This is a genomic window from Umezawaea sp. (genome assembly GCF_057122925.1).
Map to the genome: position 1 here is coordinate 1 of NZ_DBNGPQ010000181.1, position 22,071 is coordinate 22,071.

The following is a 22,071-nucleotide window of genomic DNA, read 5'->3' on the forward strand; positions in this document are numbered from 1 at the left end:
ATCATCGGGGGCATGCGCGTGGAGATTGGTCACGACGTCATCGACGGCACCGTCTCCAGCAGGCTCGACGACGCGCGCCGACGGCTCGCTGGCTGAGCCCGGGAACACCGAAGACAACTTGTAGATCCATCGCTTGACGCACCAGAGAGTAGGGACAAGGAAATGACGGAGCTTTCGATCCGTCCGGAGGAGATCCGGGACGCGCTGCAGCGCTTCGTGTCGGAGTACAAGCCCGAGACGGCCACGCGCGAAGAGGTCGGCACGGTCGCCGAGGCCGGTGACGGCATCGCCCGCGTCAACGGGCTTCCTTCGGCGATGGCCAACGAGCTGCTCGAGTTCGAGGACGGCACCTTCGGCCTCGCGCTGAACCTCGACACCCGCGAGATCGGTGTCGTGATCCTCGGTGACTTCGAGGGGATCGAGGAGGGACAGAGCGTCCGCCGCACGGGCGAGGTCCTCTCCGTCCCCGTGGGCGAGGGCTACCTCGGCCGCGTCGTCGACCCGCTGGGCAAGCCGATCGACGGCATGGGTGAGATCGAGACCGACGGTCGCCGTGCCCTCGAGCTCCAGGCCCCCGGCGTGATGATGCGCAAGTCGGTGCACGAGCCGCTCGCCACCGGCATCAAGGCGATCGACGCGATGACGCCCATCGGCCGTGGCCAGCGTCAGCTGGTCATCGGTGACCGTCAGACCGGCAAGACCGCCCTGGCCGTCGACACGATCATCAACCAGCGTGACAACTGGCGTTCGGGCGACCCGAAGAAGCAGGTCCGCTGCGTCTACGTCGCCATCGGTCAGAAGGGCTCGACCATCGCCTCCGTGCGTGGCGCCCTCGACGAGGCCGGCGCGCTGGAGTACACGACGATCATCGCGGCGCCCGCGTCCGACCCCGCCGGCTTCAAGTGGCTCGCGCCTTACACCGGCTCGGCGCTCGGCCAGCACTGGATGTACCAGGGCAAGCACGTCCTGATCGTGTTCGACGACCTGACCAAGCAGGCCGAGGCGTACCGCGCCATCTCCCTGCTGCTGCGCCGCCCGCCGGGCCGCGAGGCCTACCCCGGCGACGTCTTCTACTTGCACTCGCGCCTGCTGGAGCGTTGCGCGAAGCTGTCGGACGAGATGGGCGCGGGCTCGATGACGGGTCTCCCGATCATCGAGACCAAGGCGAACGACGTGTCGGCGTACATCCCGACCAACGTCATCTCGATCACCGACGGCCAGTGCTTCCTGGAGTCGGACCTCTTCAACGCCGGTGTGCGCCCGGCCGTCAACGTGGGTATCTCGGTCTCCCGCGTCGGTGGCTCCGCGCAGATCAAGGCGATGAAGGACGTGTCCGGCTCGCTGCGCCTCGACCTGTCGCAGTTCCGCGAGCTGGAGGCGTTCTCCGCCTTCGCCTCGGACCTCGACCCGGCGTCGCGCGCCCAGCTCGACCGCGGTGGTCGCCTGGTGGAGCTGCTCAAGCAGGGCCAGTACTCCCCGGTGCCCGTCGAGGAGCAGGTCGTCTCGATCTTCCTCGGCACCAAGGGCTACCTGGACTCGGTCCCGGTCGGCGACATCCGCCGCTTCGAGTCCGAGTACCTGGAGTACGTCCGGCGCAACAACGCGGACATCCTCTCGGGCATCCGCGAGACGAAGAAGTTGCCGGACGACGCCAAGCAGGCCATCGTTGACTCCGTCAACGCGTTCAAGCAGCAGTTCACCGCAACGGACGGTTCCTCGGTCGTTCCCGAGTCGCACGCCAAGGCGATGGACGCCGACAAGGTCGGACACGAGTCGGTGAAGGTCAACCGACCCGCTCCGGCGGAGAAGTGACGTAGGCCATGGCCGCACAGATTCGCGAGCTGCGCCAACGGATCCGCACGGTCAACTCGACCAAGAAGATCACGAAGGCGTACGAGCTCATCGCCACGTCGCGTCTCGCCAAGGCGCAGGGAAGGGTCGCCGCCTCGCGCCCCTACGCGGACGAGATCACTAACGTGCTCTCCGCGTTGGCCGAGGCCTCGGCGAACCTGGACCACCCGCTGCTGGTGGAACGCGAGAACCCCAAGCGCGCCGCTGTTCTGGTCGTGACGAGCGACAAGGGCATGTGCGGTGGCTACAACTCCAACGTGCTCAAGGCCGCGGAGGAGCTGATCGCCCTCCTGCGTTCGCAGGGCAAGGAGCCGGTGCTGTACGCCCTCGGCCGCAAGGCCGTCGGGTACTACAAGTTCCGCCAGCGCGACGTGGCGGAGGCGTGGACCGGCTTCTCGCAGACGCCGCTCTACGTCAACGCCGCCGAAGCGGGCGACGCGGTCGTGAACGCGTTCCTGGCCGGCATCGAGGGTGAGGGCGGTGTGGACGAGATCCACGTCGTCTACACCGAGTTCAAGTCGATGCTGAGCCAGTCGCCGGTCGCCAAGCGGATCGCGCCGATGGACGTCGAGTACGACGCCCGTCCGACCGGTCCGGTGGCGATCTACGACTTCGAGCCGGACGCGAAGACGCTCCTCGGCGCGTTGCTGCCGAAGTACGTCAAGACGCGGCTGTTCTCCGCGCTGCTGGAGTCGGCGGCGTCGGAGTCGGCCGCGCGGCGGACGGCGATGAAGGCCGCGACGGACAACGCGACCGAGCTCGTCAAGACGCTCAGCAGGCAGGCGAACGCGGCCCGTCAGGCCCAGATCACCCAGGAGATCAGCGAGATCGTCGGTGGCGCCTCCGCGCTTACCGGTGGCGCAGGAAGTGATGAGTGACATGAGTGCTACTGCCACCACCACCCGCACCGGCCGTGTGGTCCGGGTGATTGGTGCCGTGGTCGACGTGGAGTTCCCGCGCGGCGCGGTTCCCGAGTTGTTCAACGCCCTCAACGCGGACATCACGTTCGAGGCCGTTGCCAAGACGCTGACCCTGGAAGTCGCCCAGCACCTCGGCGACAACCTGGTCCGCACGATTTCGATGCAGCCGACCGACGGTCTGGTCCGCGGCGCGCCGGTGCGCGACACGGGCAAGGCCATCTCGGTGCCGGTGGGCGACGTGGTCAAGGGCCACGTGTTCAACGCCCTCGGCGACTGCCTCGACGAGCCCGGCCTCGGCCGGGACGGCGAGCAGTGGGGCATCCACCGCAAGGCGCCCGCCTTCGACCAGCTCGAGGGCAAGACCGAGATCCTGGAAACGGGCATCAAGGTCATCGACCTGCTGACCCCGTACGTCAAGGGCGGCAAGATCGGTCTGTTCGGCGGCGCGGGCGTGGGCAAGACGGTGCTCATCCAGGAGATGATCACCCGTATCGCCCGCGAGTTCTCCGGCACGTCCGTGTTCGCGGGCGTCGGCGAGCGCACCCGTGAGGGCACCGACCTCCTCCTGGAGATGGAGGAGATGGGCGTTCTCTCCGACACCGCGCTGGTGTTCGGTCAGATGGACGAGCCGCCGGGCACGCGCATGCGCGTCGCCCTGTCCGCGCTGACGATGGCGGAGTACTTCCGCGACGTCCAGGGCCAGGACGTGCTGCTGTTCATCGACAACATCTTCCGCTTCACCCAGGCGGGCTCCGAGGTCTCGACCCTCCTCGGCCGCATGCCGTCGGCCGTGGGCTACCAGCCCACCCTGGCCGACGAGATGGGTGAGTTGCAGGAGCGGATCACGTCGACCCGCGGCAAGTCGATCACCTCGCTCCAGGCGATCTACGTCCCCGCGGACGACTACACCGACCCCGCCCCGGCGACGACCTTCGCCCACCTGGACGCGACGACGGAACTCTCCCGTCCGATCTCCCAGAAGGGCATCTACCCCGCGGTGGACCCGCTGTCGTCCTCGTCTCGGATCCTCGAGCCGTCGATCGTCGGCGAGGAGCACTACCGCGTGGCGCAGGAGGTCAAGCGGATCCTCCAGAAGTACAAGGAACTCCAGGACATCATCGCCATCCTGGGCATGGACGAGCTGTCCGAGGAGGACAAGGTCCTCGTCGGTCGCGCCCGTCGCCTGGAGCGCTTCCTCGGCCAGAACTTCATCGTGGCCGAGAAGTTCACCGGTCAGCCCGGCTCGTTCGTGTCCATCAAGGACACCATCGAGGCGTTCGACCGCGTCTGCAAGGGCGAGTTCGACCACTACCCCGAGCAGGCGTTCTTCAGCTGCGGCGGTCTTGACGACGTCGAGGCCAACGCGAAGAAGCTCGCAGGCGAGTAGTTCTTCCGCTCCACCCGACAAGGCCACCCCCGTTCGCGGGGGTGGCCTTGTCGCTGTGCGCTCCGCTCAGGTCGGGGTGCCGCGCGACGGCGAGCGCACCGCGCTGGGCGCCCGCAGCGCGCGGGAGATCCCCCGCGCCGCCGCCCGGACGGCCGGCACGAGGCTCGCGACGTCGGTGCCCTCGTTCGGCACCACGATCGACACCGCCGCCACCACGCCGTCGTCGGGCCCCCGGATCGGTGCCGCGACGGACAGGGTGATCAGCTCGATCTGGCCGTCGCTGACCGCGTACCCCTCGCGGCGCACCCGTGCGAGCTTCTCCCGCAGCGCGGACGGCGTGCAGATCGTCTTGGGGGTGAACGTCCGCATCGGGCTGTGCAGGGCCAGCTCCTGGACGTCGGGCGGCGCGTGGGCGAGCATCGCGAGCCCCACCCCGGTCGCGTGGACGGGCAGCCTGCTGCCGATCCTGGTGACCACGTTGACGGCGTTGTGGGCCGAGATGCGCTCGACGTAGACCGCCTCCAGGCCGTCGCGCACGGCCAGCTGCACGTTCTCGTGCGTGACCTCGTACAGGTCCTCCAGGAAGGGCAGGGCGCGCTCCCGCAGGCCGAGGCTGCCCGGTGTGAGGGCCGCGAGCTCGAACAGCCGCAGGCCGACGTGGTAGCGGCCTTCGTCGTCCCGGTCCAGCGCACCCCACTCCACCAGCTCGTTCACCAGGCGGTGCGTGGTGCTCAGGGCCAGGCCCGCGCTGCGGCTCAGCTCGGACAGGTTCGCGGACGGTCGTTGCTCGGAGAAGACGCTCAGCAGGGTGAAGAGCCGCCCCGCGACGGACTTCGGTGTCGTCACCCGTCCAGGATGGCCTTCCGGTGAGTGGAAAGTCCACTCGCTGTGGACAGCGGACCCCCACCACGATGTCCCGGGTGCGTACCCAGGTCGGAATCATCGGAGCCGGACCCGCGGGACTGCTGCTGTCCCACCTGCTGCACCTCGAAGGCATCGACTCCGTCGTGCTGGAGGCCCGCAGCCGGGTCTACGTCGAGAGGCGGGTGCGGGCGGGCGTCGTCGAACAGCCCACCGCGGACCTGCTCAGGGAGGTCGGCCTCGCCGACCGGATGGACAGGGAGGGACTACCGCACCACGGGTTCTCGCTGCGGTTCGACCGCGAGGACCACCGCATCCCGATCACGGAGCTGACCGGGAGCACGATCACCGTCTACGGCCAGCAGGAGATCGTCAAGGACCTCATCGCGGCGAGGCTCGCGGCGGGCGGCGACATCCGGTTCGAGGTGTCCGGCGTGGCCGTGCACGACGTCGAGACGGACCGGCCGCGGATCACGTTCGACGGCGGCGAGCTGGAGTGCGACGTGGTCGCGGGCTGCGACGGCTTCCACGGCGTCTCCCGCGGCGCCATCCCGGACACCGTGCTCAGGACGTTCGAGCAGGTCTACCCGTTCGCGTGGCTCGGTCTGCTGGCCAAGGCCGAGCCGTCGCACGAGGAGCTGATCTACACCAGCCACGAGCGCGGGTTCGCGCTGCACAGCATGCGCTCGCCGGAGGTGACCCGGCTCTACCTCCAGGTCGAGCCGGACGAGCGCATCGAGGACTGGTCGGACGACCGCATCTGGGACGAGCTGCACCTGCGGCTGGAGACCGACGACGGCTTCGAGCTCCAGGAGGGGCCGGTGATCGAGAAGGGCATCACGCCGATGCGCGGCTTCGTCGCCGAGCCGATGCGGCACGGTCGGCTGTTCCTCGCGGGCGACGCCGCCCACATCGTGCCGCCCACCGGCGCCAAGGGGATGAACCTCGCCATCGCCGACGTGCTGGTGCTCTCCCGTGCGCTGTCCGCGTTGCTGAACAGGGGCGAGACCGACCTGGTCGAGTCCTATTCGGACACCTGCCTGCGCCGGGTGTGGCGCGCGCAGGGCTTCTCCAACCACATGACCACGATGCTGCACCGAACACCGGGCGCGGAGGACTACCACCACCGGCTCCAGCTCTCGCAACTGCGCTACACCGCGACGTCGTCCGCCGCTGCCACGAGCCTCGCGGAGAACTACGTCGGCCTGCCCTTCTGAGCACCGGAGGTCGCCATGTCCACCAACCGCTGGGTCCTGCCGCTGAGCTGGGCGGCGGTGCTGCTGGACGGGTTCGACCTCGTGGTGCTCGGCACCGTGCTGCCCGTGCTGCTCCAGGACGAGGTCTGGGGCCTCACGCCCGCGAGCGCGTCGATCGTCTCCACCGTCGGTCTGGTGGGCATGATGCTCGGCGCGCTCGCGATCGGCACGGTCACCGACGTCATCGGCAGGCGCAAGGCCCTCGTGCTCGCCGTGGCGAGCTTCTCGCTCTTCACGCTGCTGTGCGCGTTCTCCCCGTCGGTGCTCGCGTTCGGGCTGCTGCGGTTCCTCGCCGGGATCGGCCTCGGCGGCTGCCTGCCGACCGCCATCGCGCTGGTGAACGAGTTCTCCCACGTCGACCGCCGCGGCCGGTCGACCACGTTCATCATGACCGGCTACCACGTCGGCGCGGTCTTCACGGCCCTGCTGGGCATCGTGGTGATCCCGTCGTTCGGCTGGCGCGCCCTGTTCGTCATCGGCGCCGCGCCCGCGCTCGTCCTGGTGCCGCTGATGTGGCGCACCCTGCCCGAGTCGCGCGCCTTCGAACCCGCCCCCGTCAAGGACGTCATCGGGTCGATCTTCAAGCCCGGTCTCGTGCGCGCCACGCTCGCGTTCTGGGTCGCGTCCTTCATGGGCCTGCTGCTCGTCTACGGCCTCAACACGTGGCTGCCGCAGATCATGCGCGCCGCGGGCTACCCGCTCGGCGCCGCGCTGAGCCTGCTGCTGACGTTGAACATCGGCGCCGTGATCGGCCTGCTCGTCGCCGGGTACGTGGCCGACCGCTTCGGCGTCCGGCGCTCCACCACCGCCTGGTTCGCCCTCGCCGCGGTGGCGCTGGCCCTGCTGAGCGTGAAGCTCCCCGGCGTCGGCGTGTACGCCGCCGTGCTCGTCGCGGGCTGCTTCGTGTTCAGCGCCCAGGTCCTGGTGTACGCCTACGTGGGCCGCGTGTACTCCGACGCGAACCGCGCCACCGGACTCGGCTGGACGGCGGGTGTGGGCCGCGTCGGCGCCATCTGCGGACCGCTGCTCGGCGGGGCCCTGCTGACCGCGGGCGTCGCGTACCCGTGGGGCTTCTACGCCTTCGCGCTCGTCGCCGCGCTGGGCGCGGGGGCCGTGTTCGCCATCGGCTCCCGCACCCGCGTGGACGCCTAGCGGGGAGGAAGGAGGTCACGACCTCACCAGCACCTGCGCGGTGCCGGGGAAGCGCAGGACGAGCACCGCGGATCCTCGCCGCGCAGCGGGTACGCGGCGCGGAGGGGGACCGCGACCGGGTCCGAGGACCACCGGACACCGGCCGGGCCGCCGAGGTCGCGAGCCGCCGTCGGGCCTGGCAGGCCCCCGATCGGGGCGGTGTGACCAGGCCGGGGCGGCGAGGTGGTCACCCGACCGTTTAGACTGCGGTTCGACTCCAGTCGACGAGGGAGATACGCGTGGCCGAGATGACCGTCCAGTTGGTCGCCGTTGAACGCCGTCTGTGGTCGGGCACGGCCACGTCGGTGGTCGCCCAGACGACCGAGGGCGAGATCGGCGTACTTCCGGGCCACGAGCCCATGCTCGGCCAGCTGGTCGAGGGTGGCGTGGTCCGCATCCGCACGACCGACGGCGAGCTGGTGACCGCCGCCGTCTACGGCGGGTTCCTGTCCGTGACCGGCTCCGCGGTGAGCGTGCTCGCCGAGGACGCCGAACTCGCGGACGAGATCGACGTCGAGCAGGCGCGGTCCGCCGCGAAGGACTCGGACGACGTCCAGCGAGGGCGGGCACTCGCCGCCTTGCGCGCCGCCGGACACCCGGCCTGAGACCGGACGCGGACGAGCGGGTATCGCCGTGGGGATCGCCGAGATTGTCGGGGTGGTCCTGTTCGTGGTGGTCGTGGGCCTGGCGTACTTCGCCTGGCGCCGACTCAGATTGCTCCGCGCGGGCGGCGTGCACGTGGCACTCCGCCTGCGCCAGGACGACAGCGGCCGGGGCTGGCACCTCGGCGTCGGCCGCTACCAGGGTGATGAGTTCGTCTGGTTCCGCGTCCTGAGCCTCGGCTCCGGTCCGAACCAGATCATCACCCGCGAAGGCCTGGAGATCGACGACCGGCGCGAACCGGCCGCCTCGGAGACCTACGCGATGCCCGCGGGCTCCACGGTGCTCCGGTGCCGCAGTTCCACGGGGAGCGAGATCGAGATCGCGATGGGCCCGGACGCGCTGACAGGATTCCTGTCCTGGCTTGAGTCAGCGCCTCCGGGCCGTTCCATTCCCTGGGCCAGTTAGGCGTCCTGCCTGCTATGGCCATCGGGAACGACCTCCTGTTCGCGGGCGAACGCGGTCGGCGGCAGGCCACGGCGCTGATGAGCGCGCTGCCCTCGAACGGCGTGGTGTTCACCGCCGAAGTGGACGACGGCTCCGCCGTCCCGGTGCCGGTCGAGTTGTCGGAGATCATCGCCAGGGTCGTCCACGCCGTGGCGCGGGGTCACGCCGTCACGGTCGACGCGAGGTCCGCCGAGTTCGAGTTGACCACCACCGAGGCGGCGCACCTGCTGGGCGTGTCGCGCCCCGCCCTCATGCGCGAGATCAACGCTGGCGAGATCCCCTCCCACGAGGTCGGTCCCCACACCCGCTTGCGCGCGGCCGACGTGCTCAAAGAGCAGCACGACCGCGGGAAGCGGCAATCGGCGGCGTTCGAGGAACTGCGCGCACGGGAAGAGGACTGGTCCGGTCCACCCCGCTCGCCGAGGTGAGCGGTCGCTCGCCTCGGCGGCATCCCGGTCAGGCCGAGGCCTGCTAGGCGTTCTGCCCCGGCTTCCACAGCACGTCGCCGTCCGGGTTGGCCACGCGCGCCAGGATGAACAGCAGGTCCGACAGCCGGTTCAGGTACTTCGCGGTCAGCACGTTCGTGCGTTCCGCGTCCGCCTCCAGCAGCGCCCACGTGCTGCGCTCCGCCCGCCGCGAGATCGTTCGCGCCTGGTGCAGCAGCGCGGCGCCGGGGGTGCCGCCGTTGAGGATGAACGAGTCCAGCTTGCCCGTGCGCGCGTTGTACTCGTCGCACCAGCCCTCCAGCCGGTCCACGTACACCTGCGTGACGCGCAGCGGTGGGTGCTCCGGCTCGGGGACGATCGGCGTGCACAGGTCCGCGCCGACGTCGAACAGGTCGTTCTGCACCTTCTGGACGACCTCGTGGACGTCCTCGGCGAGCGCGCCGAGCGCCAGCGCGACCCCGAGGGACGCGTTGGTCTCGTCCACGTCCGCGTACGCGACGATCCGGGGATCGGTCTTGGGCACCCGTGAGAAGTCGCCGAGTCCGGTCGTGCCGTCGTCGCCGACCCGCGTGTAGATCTTGGTGAGGTGAACCGCCATGCCCAGCACTCTAGTTCGGTGATCCGTGCGGTGGCTGCGTCGGTGATCGCGGAGGCGGAGGATGGGCGGTGTGAACGCGTGGATCCAGACCCTGGTGCTGATCGTGGTCCTCGGCCTGCTGGCGGGGGTGCTGCGGTGGGCGTTCGGCAACGACCGGCGGGCTGTCCCCGACTACACCGGTGACGACTTCGGCCTGCTGAACGAGGTGGCCGTCGTGCCGACCGAGGAGGCCGCGCGGGTGCTGGCCAAGCGCTTGCGAACAGCGGGCATCAAGGCGACGGCGGTGCGGGGCGCGGAGCCGGGCGCCTACCGGGTGATGGTGTTCCCGGTGGACGTGCCGGACGCGAAGCTGCTGCTGCGAGACGTGTAGGCAGGTCTTCGCGCTCCCGCCGCGTCGAGTCGCGCGCGCCCACGGGCGTGAAGCGGGACGGGGCGCGCCGAGCACGCGCGCACCCCGGTACCGCCAGGCCGTCCGACGACCCCGCGGACCGGTTCCGGCGACCGTCGGGACCGGGCGCTTCGACCGCCGACCCGGTGCTCGGTCCCCGAACCCGCGTTCGGGGACCGAGTCCGGTCACGGCACTAGCCGCTGACGCGCTCGACGCTGGCACCGAGCTTGCGGAGGTTCTCCACGAAGCCGGGGTAGCCGCGTTCGATGTGGAAGATCTCGTACACCTCGGTGGCGCCGTCGGCGCACAGGCCCGCCAGCACGAGACCCGCGCCCGCGCGGATGTCCGACGCCCACACCGGGGCGCTGGAGAGGCGTTCGACGCCGCGGACGACGGCGTGGTGGCCGTCGGTGCGGGCGTCGGCACCCAGGCGGATCATCTCCTCGATGAACCGGAACCGGGCCTCGAACAGGTTCTCGGTGATCATCGACGTGCCCTCGGAGACCGTGGACAGCGCGATGGCGAACGGCTGGTTGTCGGTCGCGAAGCCGGGGTAGGGCAGGGTGACGAAGTCGACCGACTTGGGCCGCCCCTCCTGCACCACGCGGAAGCCCTCGTCCGGGCCACCCTCGTAGGTGGTGACCTCGGCGCCCGCCATGCGGAGCTTCTCCAGCACGAGGTCGATGTGGTGCGGGTTCACGCCGCGGACGCGGATGTCGCCGCGGGTCATGGCGGCGGCGAACGCCCACGTGGCGCCGACGATCCGGTCGCCGACGACGCGGTGCTGCGTCGGGTTGAGGCTGTCGACGCCGTGCACGGTCAGCGTGGACGTGCCCGCGCCCTCGATCTTGGCGCCCATCTGCTGGAGCATCCGGCAGATGTCGATGATCTCCGGCTCGCGGGCCGCGTTGTCGATCACCGTCGTGCCCTTGGCCAGCACCGCGGCCATCAGGATGTTCTCGGTCGCGCCGACGCTCGGGAAGTCGAGCCAGATCTGGGCGCCGTGCAGGCCCTCGGCGTTCGCGACGACGCAGCCGTGCTCGATCTCCGTCGTGGCGCCGAGCTTGCGCAGGCCCGCCTGGTGCATGTCGAGCGGGCGCGAGCCGATCGCGTCACCGCCGGGCAGCGCCACGACCGCGCGCTTGCAGCGGCCGACGAGCGGGCCGAGCACGCACACCGAGGCGCGCAGCTTGCCCATCGCCTCGGAGTCCGCGCGGTGGTTCAGCTCGCCCGGCGTGGTGATGGTGACCACATCGCCCTCGATGACCACGACGCACCCGAGGCTCCGCAGCACGTCCGCCATGAGCGGCACGTCCAGGATCTCGGGGCAGTTCGTGATGGTCGAGGTGCCTTCGGCGAGCAGGGCCGCCGCCATCAGCTTCAACACGCTGTTCTTCGCCCCGACGACGTCGACCTCGCCGACCAGGCGCGCCCCGCCGTGTACCCGGAAATGCTCACTCACTGGAGAACTCCTCAACGCTTGCCCCTGATGGGCGATCCTACGGAGGTTCTGGATCGAGCCCGTGCCTGAGCCCCTCGGAGTGCGGACGGGCGGTGGGGGGTCCACCGGGGGCGGCGGCGCGTCCACCACCGGGTGCCCAGGACCGATTCAGTGAGCAACGGCACGTGGACGCGGTGTTACTGGTCAGTACGCTACGGGCAACAACGTCGTCACCGGCCTCCGGGAGGTTGTCTTGCCGTACCCGGCCGACCGGGAGCGGGACCGCCCGTGGGTCATGAGGACCTACGCGGGCCACTCGTCCGCTTCCGCGTCCAACGAGCTGTACCGCCGGAACCTCGCCAAGGGCCAGACGGGTCTGTCGGTGGCGTTCGACCTGCCGACGCAGACCGGCTACGACCCCGACGACGAACTCGCCAAGGGCGAGGTGGGCAAGGTCGGCGTGCCGATCAGCCACATCGGCGACATGCGACGGCTGTTCGACGGGATCCCTTTCGACGGCGCCAACACGTCGATGACGATCAACGCGACGGCGATGTGGCTGCTGGCGCTCTACGTCAGCGTGGCCGAGGAGCACGGCGCGGACCCGAACCAGCTCGCCGGGACCACGCAGAACGACATCATCAAGGAGTACCTGTCCCGCGGGACCTACGTGTTCCCGCCCGGCCCCAGCCTGAGGCTGATCACGGACATGGTCGCGTGGACCGTGTCGAACGTGCCCAGGTGGAACCCGATCAACATCTGCAGCTACCACCTCCAGGAAGTGGGCGCGACGCCCGCGCAGGAGGTCGCGTACGCGATGTCGACGGCCATCGCCGTGCTGGACTCCGTGCGCGACTCGGGCCAGGTGCCGCCGGAGCGGTTCGGCGACGTGGTCGCGCGCATGTCGTTCTTCGTGAACGCGGGTGTGCGGTTCATCGAAGAGATGTGCAAGATGCGGGCGTTCACGCAGCTCTGGGACGACATCACCCGCGAGCGCTACGGCATCGCGGACCCGAAGCAGCGGCGGTTCCGCTACGGCGTGCAGGTCAACTCGCTCGGGCTGACGGAGGCGCAGCCGGAGAACAACGTCCAGCGGATCGTGCTGGAGATGCTGGCCGTGTCGCTGTCCCGCGACGCCCGCGCCCGCGCGATCCAGCTGCCGGCGTGGAACGAGGCACTGGGCCTGCCGCGCCCGTGGGACCAGCAGTGGGCGCTGCGGATGCAGCAGGTGCTCGCCTACGAGACGGACCTGTTGGAGTACCAGGACATCTTCGAGGGCTCGAAGGTGATCGAGGCCAAGGTCGCGGAGATCGTCGCCGGGGCGCGCGAGGAGATCGACCGCGTGCAGGCGATGGGCGGCGCGGTCGCGGCCGTCGAGAGCGGGTACATGAAGTCCGCGCTCGTCAGCTCGCTCGCCGACCGCCGCCGCCGGGTCGAGTCCGGTGAGGACGTCGTGGTGGGCGTGAACAGGTTCGCCACCAGCGAGCCGTCACCGTTGCAGGCCGAGGGCGCGAAGGCGATCGAGACGATCGACCCGATCGTCGAACTCCAAGCCGTTGAGGCGATCCGCGAGTGGCGGGCCCGCCGCGACGAGTCCCTCGTGGACTCGACGTTGACGGCGCTGCGCGCGGCGGCGAAGACCGACGCGAACCTGGTCGAGGCGACCATCGCGTGCGCCAAGGCCGGTGTCACGACCGGCGAGTGGTCGCAGGCGCTGCGCGAGACGTTCGGCGAGTACCGCGCTCCGACGGGGGTTTCGGCCGCGTCGGCGTCCGGCGAGGCGGGCACGGAGATCGCGCGGGTGCGCGACCGCGTCCGCGCCACCGGCGAGGAGATCGGCGAGCGGCTGCGCATCCTGGTCGGCAAGCCGGGACTGGACGGTCACTCCAACGGCGCCGAGCAGGTCGCCGTCCGGGCCCGCGACGTCGGGTTCGAGGTGGTGTACCAGGGGATCAGGCTCACGCCCGCGCAGATCACCTCCGCCGCCGTGCAGGAGGACGTGCACGTCGTCGGCCTGTCCATCCTGTCCGGTTCGCACCTGGAGGTCGTGCCCGCCGTGGTCGACGGCCTCCGCGAGGCAGGCGCGGGTGACATCCCGGTCATCGTCGGCGGGATCATCCCGCCCGACGACGCCGAGAAGCTCAAGGAACGCGGCGTGGCCAGGGTGTTCACGCCGAAGGACTACGAACTGACTCAGATCATGGACGAGATCGTCACGGTGGTCCGCGAGTTCCGCGGTCTCGCCTAGAGGCCGTCCAGCACCTCCTTCGTGCTGGTGATCTCCGCGAAGCCGCCGCCACGCAGGTTCGCCACCGTGGCGGCGGTCAACTGGTCGGCGCTGAGGTCCTCCAGGTCGAACGTGAACGTGGCGTCGACCGGGACGACCACGCGGTAGCCGAGGTTGCCGCCGACGCGGGCGGTCGTCTCGACGCACGTGTTGGTCTGGACGCCCGCCAGCACGACGTCGGTGGTGCCGCGTTTCGTCAGCCACGCGTGCAGGTCTGCCTCGCCGTGGAACGCGGAGTTGACGGTCTTCGCGAACACCAGGTCCGGTCGCAGCCCGTCGAGTTCGGGCTTGAAGGCGTTGCCGGTGGTGCCGGGGGCCAGCGGTGAACCCGGCTTCACGGAGTCGTGCCGGACGAGGACGAGCGGGCCGCGCCACGCGCGGGCCAGCGCGGCGATGTTGGCCTCGGCGTCCGGGTTGTTGCGCCTGCCCCAGAAGGCCGGGTCGTCGAAGCCGCGCTGCACGTCGATCAGGATCAGAGCTGTCACGGGTCCCACTGTCGGCGGTCGGGGCGGGCTCGGGGGAGTGGCAGGAGGTGCGCGTTGCGGTACTTTCCTGCCATGCGCACCATCGGGGTCCTGTTGCTGCCGGACAGCCGGATCTTCGACGTGTCGGTGGTGAGCGAGGTCTGGGGGATCGACCGCACCGATTCCGGGGTCCCGCCGTTCGAGGTGCGGCTCTGCTCGGAGGGCCGCGTGGTCACGCCGCTCGCGCCGATCGGGTCGCTGGAGGCCACGCACGGGTTCGACGGGCTGGTGGACTGCGACCTCGTGGTCGTGCCGGGCCGAGGTGACCCGTTCGCCGCCGTTCCGCCCGCGGCGGTGGAGGCGCTGCGGGCCGCCACGGGGGCGGTGGCCGGGTTGTGCTCCGGGGCGTTCGTGGTGGCGGCGGCGGGCCTGCTGGACGGTCGTTCGGCCACCACGCACTGGCGGGTGCTGGACGAGCTGGCCGCCGCGGCGCCGGGGGCGCGGGTGCGGCGGGACGTCCTGTTCACCTCAGACGGCCCCGTCCACACCTCCGCCGGGGTGCTGGGCGGTGTCGACCTGTGCCTGCACCTGGTGCGCCGGGACCACGGCGCCGAGGTCGCCGCCGCCGTCGCCCGGCGGATGGTCGTGCCCCCGGTGCGGGAGGGGGACCAGCGGCAGTACGCGGAGACGCCGGTGCCGAGGCGGGTGGCCAAGGCGGGCCTGGCGGCCACGGTGGACTGGGCGGTGGGTCGGCTCGGTGAGCCCCTCTCCGTGGCGGACCTGGCCCGGCACTCCGGCTTGAGCGAGCGGACGTTCCACCGGGTGTTCGTCGACGCCACCGGCAGCACGCCGGGGCGGTGGCTCCTGGTGCGGCGGGTGCGGTTGGCGCAGCGGCTGCTGGAGACGACCGACCTGCCGGTGCACCGCGTGGCCGAGCGCTCGGGGCTGGGGACGTCCGCCAACCTGCGGAGGCGGTTGCGCGCGGAACTCGGGGTGGGGCCGGACGCCTACCGGCGCACGTTCCGGGTCGCGGGGTAGGCGGTCGCGCTAACGTCGCGTCATGGCCGACTACCAGCACGTGCTCGTGACCCACGCCGATGACGTCGTGCGCATCACCATGAACCGTCCGGCTCGGCGCAACTCGCTGTCGTTCGAACACCTGACGGAGCTGCTGGGGGCGTTCCACGAGGCCGCGGCCAGCGGGGCCGCGGGGATCGTGCTCGGCGGGGCCGGGCCGGTGTTCTCGGCGGGGCACGACTTCGGCGACGTCGCGGCGCGGGACCTGGACGGGGTTCGGGAGCTGCTGACGCTGTGCACGGACCTGATGCGGACGATCGAGTCGGTGCCGCAGGTGGTGGTCGCTCGGGTGCACGGCCTCGCCACGGCCGCCGGGTGCCAGCTGGTGGCGTCGTGCGACCTGGCCGTGGCGGCCGAGGGGGCCGGGTTCGCGCTGCCCGGCGGGAAGGCGGGCTGGTTCTGCCACACGCCCGCCGTGCCGGTGGCTCGGGCGATCGGGCGGAAGCGGCTGATGGAGATGGCGCTGACCGGGGACGTGGTCGACGCCCGGACCGCCGAGCGGTGGGGGCTGGTGAACCAGGTCGTGCCCGGCGAGGAGCTGGATCCGGCGGTGGACGCGCTGCTGGCCCGTGCCACCCGTGGGTCGCGGGCCAGCAAGGCGGTGGGCAAGCAGACGCTGTACGCGCAGCTGGACCGGCCCGAGGCGGACGCCTACGCCATCGCGGTGGAGGTCATGGCCGCTGCCGCGCAGACGCCGTCGGCGGTGGAGGGGCGGGCCGCGTTCCTGGAGAAGCGGGCGCCGGTGTGGACCGATTGATGTAACAGTGCTTGTATAAGTGCTGTTACAGTTGTCCGGTGAACGATCCCACCGAGGTGAGCCACTGGGGTCCGCTGCGGCACCTCCTGGCCGCGATGGACGACGACATCGAGCGGCTGTACCGCGAGGCCGCGATCGAGGGCCTCAAGCCGAACTGGGTCATGGAGCTGATCCGCCTGCGCCTGCGCGGGCCGATGACGATCACCGAGCTGGCCGAGGTGGTCGGGCGGACGCACTCGGCCATGAGCCAGAAGGTGGCCGCGATGCGGGCCGCCGGGTTCGTGGCGACCGCGGCCGGGGCGGACGCGCGGAGCAAGAAGGTGGTGCTGACCGCTCGTGCCGAGGCGGTCGTCGGGCGGTTGGCGGCCGAGTGGCGGGCCACCGAGGCGGTGATCGCGGAGATCGAGGAGGAGATCCCCTACCCGCTGGTGCGGGTGGTTCGGGACGTCGAGGAAGTGTTGGGGCGCAAGAGCTTCCACGACCGGATCGCGGAGAAGCTGGCCGCTGATCCGGAGTGGGGCTGAGGTCGGCGGCCCGGTCGACCGGGGTGTGAAGGCCGTGGCCCACCGGGTGTGCCGGGCCGCGGTTCGTTGATCTGGTCAGGACGCCGGTGGGACCACCGGCGTCTTCGTGCTGCGCGAAATCCGTTGTGACGTGCTGGGGAGGTGGGTGGTGTGGTGCTCGGGCGGGTGCTGCTGGACGTCGCGCCCTTGAGGGTCGCGGTGTTCCGGCGGTTGTTCGTGGGGCGGGTGTTCTCCGGCTTCGGCAGCCAGATGACGTTGGTGGCCGTGCTGTTCCAGGTGTGGTCGATGACCGGCAGCACGGTGTGGACCGGGGCCGTCGGGCTGGCGATGGCGTTGCCGCTCGTGCTGTTCGGGCTGTTCGCCGGGTCGTTGGTGGACCGGGTCGACCGGCGGGGGTTCTACCTGGTCACGCTGGTCGGTCAGGCGGGCTGCGGTGTCCTGCTGGCCGTGCAGGGGTTCGTCGGTGGCCTGCCGGTGGGGTGGGTGCTGGTGCTGGTCGCCCTCCAGGGGTGCTTCTCGGCGGGCGGCGGGCCCGCGTCCCGGACGTTCATCCCGCGGTTGTTGCCCAGGGAGCACATCGCCGCGGGGTTGGCGTTGGAGCGGATCGGGTTCCAGGGGGCGATGCTGGTCGGGCCCGCGCTCGGTGGGGTGCTGGTGGGGTGGATCGGGGTCGGCGGGTGCTACCTGGTGGACGTGGTGACGTTCGGGGTGGCGTTCTACGGGGCCTTCGGCCTGCCGGTGATGCTGCCCGAGGGTGAGCCGTCGCGGCCGGGGGTGCGCGGTGTGGTGGACGGGTTGGCGTTCCTGGTGCGCGAGCCCGTGGTGCGCGGGGCGTTGCTGACCGACCTGGCCGCGATGGTGCTGTCCATGCCGATCAGCCTCTTCCCGCTGGTCAACGCCGAGCGGTTCGGCGGGGACCCCAGGACGTTCGGGTTGTTCCTCACGGCCGTCGCCGTCGGCGGGGTGGTGGCCTCGGTCTTCTCCGGGACGTTCACGCGGCTCGCGCGGCCGGGGGTGGTGATGCTGGTCGGGGCGTTGGGCTGGGGCGCTTCGGTGGCGTTGTTCGGGCTGTCCACCAATCCGTGGGTGGGCCTGGGTTTCCTGGTGCTGGCGGGGGCGGCGGACACCGCCTCCGTGGTGTCGCGCGGGGCGCTGGTGCAGTTGCGCACGCCCGACTCCATGCTGGGGCGGGTGGCCGCCGCCGAGCAGATCGTGGGCCGCGCAGGCCCCGACGTGGGGAACGTGCGGGCCGGACTGGTGGCCGGGGCGACGTCGGGCGCGGTGTCGTTGGTGAGCGGCGGGGTGCTGTGCGTGGTGGCGGTCGCGGTCGTCGGTGCCGTGACGCCGGGGCTGCGGCGGGTGCGGGTTCAGGCGCCGGTGTAGTTGCGGTAGCGGAGCAGGACGCGGTCGACCAGCGGCCCCGCGGCCCCGGTGTAGCGGGCCGGGTCCAGCAGGTCGTCCAGGTCCACGCCCGCCAGCTCCGGGAGGTCGCGCAGCACGGAGCCGAGCGGTGAACCCGTGGCCGCCGCGGTGGCGGACGCCGTGGTGAGCAGGGACTTCGACCGCGCCTTGCCCAGGACGGGGGTGAGGGCCACGGCCAGCCGCTCGGCCACGATGGCGCCGCGGGTGAGGTCGACGTTGGCGCGCATCCGGTCGACGTCGACCTCCAGGCCCTCGGCCAGCTCCACGGCGGTGAACGCCGCGCCGCCGGTCAGCCGCAGGGCTTCGCGGAGGGCCTGCCACTCGGCGTGCCACGCGCCCGCCGGGCGCTCGTCCTCGGCGACCATGCACTGCGCCAGCACCAGCGACAGGGCCGGGACCTGGCGGGCCGCGGACACGATGAGGGTGGCCAGCACGGGGTTGCGCTTCTGCGGCATGGCGGAGGACGCGCCGCGGCCCTCGGCGGCGGGCTCGGCCACCTCGGCGATCTCGGTGCGGGACAGGGTCTGCACGTCCACCGCGAACTTGCCCAGCGCGCCGGTGACGAAGCTGAGCACCGCCCCCAGGTCGGCGATCGGCGTGCGCACGGTGTGCCACGGCAGCACCGGCTCGGCCAGCCCCAGCTCCTCGGCGAACGGCGCGATCAGCTCCACGCCGCCCAGCGGCAGGCCACCCTCCAGTTCGGCGAACTCCCCGTACGCCGCAAGGGTTCCCGCCGCTCCGCCCAGCGACGCCGGGAGGCCCGCCGACGCGACCGAGCGGACCCTGGCGAGGGCGTCGAGCACGAGTTGCAGCCAGCTCGCGGCCTTGAGGCCGAACGTGGTGGGCACGGCGTGCTGGGTCAGCGTCCGACCCGCCACGAGGGTGTCGCGGTGCTCCTCGGCCAACGCCGCCAGCGCGGCGGCCACCCGGCTCAGGTCGCCGTCCACCTGCGCGAGCACGCGGCGGGACACGAGCATCGCCGCCGAGTCCAGCACGTCCTGGCTGGTGGAGCCCCGGTGCACGTGCTCGGCGGCCTCGGGGTCGTTCGCCGCGACCAGCGCGGTGAACGCGGGGACCAGCGCCACCACGGGGTTCGCGGCGGCGCGGGAGGCGTGGGCCAGCGCGACGACGTCGAGCCCGCCCGCCCCGGCCGCCTTGGTGATCACCTCGGCGTGCGCGGCGGGCACCAGTCCCAGCTTCGCCTGGGAGCGGGCCAGCGCCGCCTCCACCTCCAGCATCGCCCGCAGCCACGCCTCGTCGCACGTGGTGGCCTCGACCGGCGTGCCCGACCACGTCGGGGCCAGCAGTCCGGAATCGGTGCGGCTCAAGCGCTCACGCTCCTGCACTGGTGGTGGACGGTCAGCACTGCTCGGGCGATGGCGTCGGCGTCCTCCAGCGTCACGGAGCCGACGCCGGGGCGGATGCCCGCCGCCGTCACCCAGTGCACGCCCTCGGTGGGCACGCCGAACGCGAACCTGGCCGGGTGCGCCGCGCCGTCGCGGTCGACCAGGCGGTACGGCCGCTCGGTCACGGCCAGGCCGCCGCTCTCGTAGCCGCCCACGTGGTAGGGCCGGGACCGGCCGGTGGTCAGCAGGTAGCGCAGCAGCGGGTTGGCGCTGCGCCGCAGGTCGACGTCCGGCAGCCGGGCCTCGATGAGCGCCCGGCAGCGGACGGGCGGGCCGGGGACCGCCTCGGAGTCGACCAGGAACACCCCGTCCGCGGTGGACCGGCGGACGCGGACCCGCGGACCGACGACGTGCAGGACACCCGCTTCGACCAGGGCGATCATCTCCTCGATCCGCCGCACCGGCGGGCCGATCGACGTGAAGGCGTTGAGCGGGTTGTACCAACCCTCCAGCTCGTCGCGGTAGGACTCGCCGCTGATGCCGCTGTGGTCCACCACGAGCCGGATCTCGTTGCGCAGGTCGCGCAGCACGTCCAGCGCCGACTTGAGCGGGCTGGACAGGTTGCCGAGCCTGGCCTCGCGCACGTCGTGGCGGAGGTGGTCGAGCAGCCACCGGCGGAAGTCGGCGCCGTCGGTGAACGCGCGGTCGCCCTGCGGGCGCTCGACCCGGTCCCAGTCCCACCGCTCGGCGACGCCGTACCGCTCCAGCAGGTGGTCGTCGTCCTCGGGAGGGCCTTCGACGAACGCCTGGAGGAAGGCCTCCGCGTCGCCGTGCGCCGACTCGACCAGCAGGCTGTAGTAGACGGCGCGGACCTCGCGGTCCACCAGCGGCCACACCGCGTCGCGGAAGCCGACCGGCTCACCGGACTCGGCGCGCTTCCGCAGCCCCGCGACGACCGTCTCGGTGAGGAAGCGCGGGTGGTGCCTGCCGTGCGCGCCCTTCTGGTTCTCGCCGCGGGCGTGGTACGGCACGCCGCGCCGGGAACCCGCGTGCAGCACCGGTTCCCGGCCGGACGGCAGGTACCGCAGGCCGTCGGGCCCCCGTTCGAACGCACCGCCGCGGCCGACGGTGAGCAGGGCCAGGTAGTCGAAGAAGTTCAGGCCGATGCCGCGGACCGCGACCGCCGTGCCCGGCGCGATCCCGCTCAGGTCCACGTCGGCCGGGTTGGCCGGTTCCACGTGGCGGAGCTTGTGCCGCAGCGCGAACCGGCGGTTCTCGTCGTGCTCGCGGCTGCGGGCCAGCGGGCCGTGGCCGAGCGCCAGCACGACCGCGTCCAGGCCGATCAGCCTGGTGCCGTCGAGCAGCGTCACGGCCTGGTGTCCGTCCTCGGTGTCGTCGACCGCGACCGCCGTGCCCGCGTGCACCACGACGGTGATCGACTCCGGCGCGGTGGCGACCAGCCGCTGGAACACCCAGTCCAGGTAGCGGCCGTAGAACGCCCTGGTCGGGTAGTCGTCCGGGCCGAGCGCGGCGGCCTGGTCGGGGTCGCCGCAGTCGACCAGTCCGTCCACCGCCATCCGCGCCCACTCGTGCAGGCTCGGACCGGGCACCACGGGCCCCTCGCACGGCACGCTGTCGTCGGTGAACAGGCTGATCTGCGACGCGACCGTGTTCATCAGCAGGTGGTCGGGCTGGTGCGTGCGCCACACGCCACCGGGACCGGGCGGGAACGGGTCCACGACGTGCACCTCCACCGCGAGGCCGTCGGTGGCGTTGGCGCAGATCCGCTCCAGCACCGACGTCCCGCGCGGCCCCGCGCCGACCAGGCAGATCCGCAGGCTCATCCGGACGCCAACCCCCGCCGCCACGACACCGTCGGCTTCCACCCCAGCTCCGTGCGGGCCCGGTCGGTCCGCGCGCCGCGCATGGCGGTGAGCTGGTGGTTCGTCACCCAGCCCAGGACCTTCTCGGCGATGTCCGACGGCAGCGCGCGCGGCGGTGGGCCGCCGAGCATCCGCGCGTACTCCGGCAGCCACGTCGAGCCCTCCGCGGGCTCGTCGTCGGCGACGTTGAACACCCCGGTGGCGTCACCGTCCACAGCGGACAGCGCCGCCAGCGCCGCGTCCCGGACGTGCAGGAAGGACGTGACGCCCTCGGCGTTCTCGGGGATCGGCAGCCTGCCCCGGCCGACCCTGGCGCCGAACGGGCCGTCGGGGTCGTACTGGGTCTGCGCGCCGAACAGCGTGCCGTAGCGCAGGACCGTGCCCGCGAGGTCCGGCGTGCCCAGCACGAGCCGCTCCATCTCGGCCACGGCCTGCACGGTCCTCGCCCACGTCGGGTCCGGCGCGTCCAGGTACAGCGGCGCGTCCTCGCCGAGCACCGGGTCGCCGAGCGGGGCCGTGGCGAACGAGATGCCCTGCACCACTAGCTTGCGCGCCCCGGCCTCCCTGGCGGACGTGATCAGGTTGGCGGTGCCCTCGGTGCGCAGCCGCGCGGTGGTCTCCATCGCCTCGGCGTTCATCGGCCGCAGCGCGGTCAGCTGGTGCACCACGACGTCCGGCCGGGCCGTGCGCAGCGCGACGCGCACGGCGACCGGGTCCAGCGCGTCCGCGACGACGACCTCGTCCGCCGCCACGGTCCTCGACCCGTCGCGCACCAGCGCGACCACGTGGTGGCCCCTGTCCCCCAGCAGCGGGAGCAGCGCGCTCCCGATGAGCCCGGTGGCTCCCGCGACGACGACCCGCACG

22 protein-coding genes are annotated in these 22,071 nt (G+C 71.7%); 15 read left to right on the forward strand and 7 right to left on the reverse strand.

Annotation, left to right across the window (positions count from 1 at the left end):
- Positions 1–12 precede the first annotated feature (12 nt).
- The 4 genes from AC156L_RS40490 to atpD all read left to right on the forward strand — a co-directional run bounded on the left by AC156L_RS40490 (position 13) and on the right by atpD (position 4,158).
- Positions 13–96, forward strand: a complete 84-nt coding sequence (locus AC156L_RS40490) for a hypothetical protein (protein WP_484407805.1) — start codon at positions 13–15, stop codon at positions 94–96.
- 66 nt (positions 97–162) lie between these two features.
- Positions 163–1,812, forward strand: a complete 1,650-nt coding sequence (gene atpA / locus AC156L_RS40495; protein ID WP_484407800.1) for a F0F1 ATP synthase subunit alpha — start codon at positions 163–165, stop codon at positions 1,810–1,812.
- An 8-nt stretch (positions 1,813–1,820) separates the two neighbouring features.
- The gene (locus AC156L_RS40500; RefSeq protein ID WP_484407801.1) at positions 1,821–2,729 is read left to right on the forward strand and encodes a F0F1 ATP synthase subunit gamma; all 909 of its coding nucleotides are present in this window, start codon (positions 1,821–1,823) and stop codon (positions 2,727–2,729) included.
- Positions 2,722–4,158, forward strand: coding sequence for a F0F1 ATP synthase subunit beta (atpD, locus tag AC156L_RS40505; protein WP_330876003.1), 1,437 nt, complete (start codon positions 2,722–2,724; stop codon positions 4,156–4,158). Before AC156L_RS40500 ends, atpD begins: the two co-directional genes overlap by 8 nt.
- Before the next feature lie 66 nt (positions 4,159–4,224).
- Here the strand turns inward: atpD and AC156L_RS40510 are convergent, their stop codons facing one another.
- A complete protein-coding gene (locus AC156L_RS40510) occupies positions 4,225–5,004 on the reverse strand; it encodes an IclR family transcriptional regulator (RefSeq protein ID WP_330876002.1) in 780 nt (259 codons plus the stop codon).
- Between the two features lie 65 nt (positions 5,005–5,069).
- Here AC156L_RS40510 and AC156L_RS40515 point away from each other — a divergent pair, with 65 nt between their 5' ends.
- The 5 genes from AC156L_RS40515 to AC156L_RS40535 all read left to right on the forward strand — a co-directional run bounded on the left by AC156L_RS40515 (position 5,070) and on the right by AC156L_RS40535 (position 9,001).
- Positions 5,070–6,236, forward strand: coding sequence for a 4-hydroxybenzoate 3-monooxygenase (locus AC156L_RS40515; RefSeq protein ID WP_330876001.1), 1,167 nt, complete (start codon positions 5,070–5,072; stop codon positions 6,234–6,236).
- A gap of 15 nt (positions 6,237–6,251) precedes the next feature.
- Complete coding sequence (locus tag AC156L_RS40520; protein WP_330876000.1) at positions 6,252–7,427, forward strand: MFS transporter; 1,176 nt, start codon at positions 6,252–6,254, stop codon at positions 7,425–7,427.
- 278 nt (positions 7,428–7,705) lie between these two features.
- Positions 7,706–8,071 (forward strand): F0F1 ATP synthase subunit epsilon, encoded by a 366-nt coding sequence (locus AC156L_RS40525; RefSeq protein WP_330875999.1) that lies wholly within the window; start codon positions 7,706–7,708, stop codon positions 8,069–8,071.
- A 28-nt stretch (positions 8,072–8,099) separates the two neighbouring features.
- Positions 8,100–8,534 (forward strand): DUF2550 domain-containing protein, encoded by a 435-nt coding sequence (locus tag AC156L_RS40530; RefSeq protein ID WP_330875998.1) that lies wholly within the window; start codon positions 8,100–8,102, stop codon positions 8,532–8,534.
- Positions 8,535–8,548: 14 nt separating this feature from the next.
- Positions 8,549–9,001, forward strand: coding sequence for a helix-turn-helix domain-containing protein (locus tag AC156L_RS40535; protein WP_330875997.1), 453 nt, complete (start codon positions 8,549–8,551; stop codon positions 8,999–9,001).
- A gap of 43 nt (positions 9,002–9,044) precedes the next feature.
- On the opposite strand, the gene AC156L_RS40540 is transcribed toward AC156L_RS40535, so the two are convergent.
- Positions 9,045–9,617, reverse strand: coding sequence for a cob(I)yrinic acid a,c-diamide adenosyltransferase (locus AC156L_RS40540; protein WP_330875996.1), 573 nt, complete (start codon positions 9,615–9,617; stop codon positions 9,045–9,047).
- A 61-nt stretch (positions 9,618–9,678) separates the two neighbouring features.
- Between AC156L_RS40540 and AC156L_RS40545 the strand changes: the two genes are divergently transcribed.
- Positions 9,679–9,987, forward strand: a complete 309-nt coding sequence (locus AC156L_RS40545; protein ID WP_330875995.1) for a hypothetical protein — start codon at positions 9,679–9,681, stop codon at positions 9,985–9,987.
- A gap of 212 nt (positions 9,988–10,199) precedes the next feature.
- On the opposite strand, the gene murA is transcribed toward AC156L_RS40545, so the two are convergent.
- Positions 10,200–11,468 (reverse strand): UDP-N-acetylglucosamine 1-carboxyvinyltransferase, encoded by a 1,269-nt coding sequence (gene murA, locus AC156L_RS40550; RefSeq protein ID WP_330875994.1) that lies wholly within the window; start codon positions 11,466–11,468, stop codon positions 10,200–10,202.
- Positions 11,469–11,700: 232 nt separating this feature from the next.
- Between murA and AC156L_RS40555 the strand changes: the two genes are divergently transcribed.
- Entirely contained in the window at positions 11,701–13,695 is a 1,995-nt protein-coding gene (locus tag AC156L_RS40555) for a protein meaA (RefSeq protein WP_330875993.1), read from the forward strand.
- On the opposite strand, the gene AC156L_RS40560 is transcribed toward AC156L_RS40555, so the two are convergent.
- Positions 13,692–14,219 (reverse strand): cysteine hydrolase family protein, encoded by a 528-nt coding sequence (locus tag AC156L_RS40560; RefSeq protein WP_330875992.1) that lies wholly within the window; start codon positions 14,217–14,219, stop codon positions 13,692–13,694. The genes AC156L_RS40555 and AC156L_RS40560 overlap by 4 nt on opposite strands.
- 72 nt (positions 14,220–14,291) lie before the next feature.
- Here AC156L_RS40560 and AC156L_RS40565 point away from each other — a divergent pair, with 72 nt between their 5' ends.
- The 4 genes from AC156L_RS40565 to AC156L_RS40580 all read left to right on the forward strand — a co-directional run bounded on the left by AC156L_RS40565 (position 14,292) and on the right by AC156L_RS40580 (position 17,939).
- Complete coding sequence (locus AC156L_RS40565) at positions 14,292–15,236, forward strand: GlxA family transcriptional regulator (protein WP_330875991.1); 945 nt, start codon at positions 14,292–14,294, stop codon at positions 15,234–15,236.
- A 22-nt stretch (positions 15,237–15,258) separates the two neighbouring features.
- Positions 15,259–16,032: an enoyl-CoA hydratase-related protein gene (locus tag AC156L_RS40570; RefSeq protein WP_330875990.1), complete on the forward strand. Its 774-nt coding sequence runs from the start codon at positions 15,259–15,261 to the stop codon at positions 16,030–16,032.
- Positions 16,033–16,070: 38 nt separating this feature from the next.
- Positions 16,071–16,556, forward strand: a complete 486-nt coding sequence (locus tag AC156L_RS40575) for a MarR family winged helix-turn-helix transcriptional regulator (protein ID WP_330875989.1) — start codon at positions 16,071–16,073, stop codon at positions 16,554–16,556.
- 150 nt (positions 16,557–16,706) lie between these two features.
- A complete protein-coding gene (locus AC156L_RS40580) occupies positions 16,707–17,939 on the forward strand; it encodes an MFS transporter (RefSeq protein WP_330875988.1) in 1,233 nt (410 codons plus the stop codon).
- Here the strand turns inward: AC156L_RS40580 and AC156L_RS40585 are convergent.
- The 3 genes from AC156L_RS40585 to AC156L_RS40595 are packed head-to-tail and all read right to left on the reverse strand — an operon-like array spanning position 17,924 to position 22,070.
- Positions 17,924–19,306, reverse strand: coding sequence for a nitrosuccinate lyase (locus AC156L_RS40585; protein WP_330875987.1), 1,383 nt, complete (start codon positions 19,304–19,306; stop codon positions 17,924–17,926). The genes AC156L_RS40580 and AC156L_RS40585 overlap by 16 nt on opposite strands.
- On the reverse strand, positions 19,303–21,210 hold the full coding sequence (locus tag AC156L_RS40590; protein ID WP_330875986.1) for an FAD/NAD(P)-binding protein: 1,908 nt from the start codon (positions 21,208–21,210) through the stop codon (positions 19,303–19,305). The genes AC156L_RS40585 and AC156L_RS40590 overlap by 4 nt, the downstream gene beginning before the upstream one ends.
- Positions 21,165–22,070, reverse strand: a complete 906-nt coding sequence (locus AC156L_RS40595) for an NAD-dependent epimerase/dehydratase family protein (protein ID WP_330875985.1) — start codon at positions 22,068–22,070, stop codon at positions 21,165–21,167. Before AC156L_RS40595 ends, AC156L_RS40590 begins: the two co-directional genes overlap by 46 nt.
- Position 22,071 lies beyond the last annotated feature (1 nt).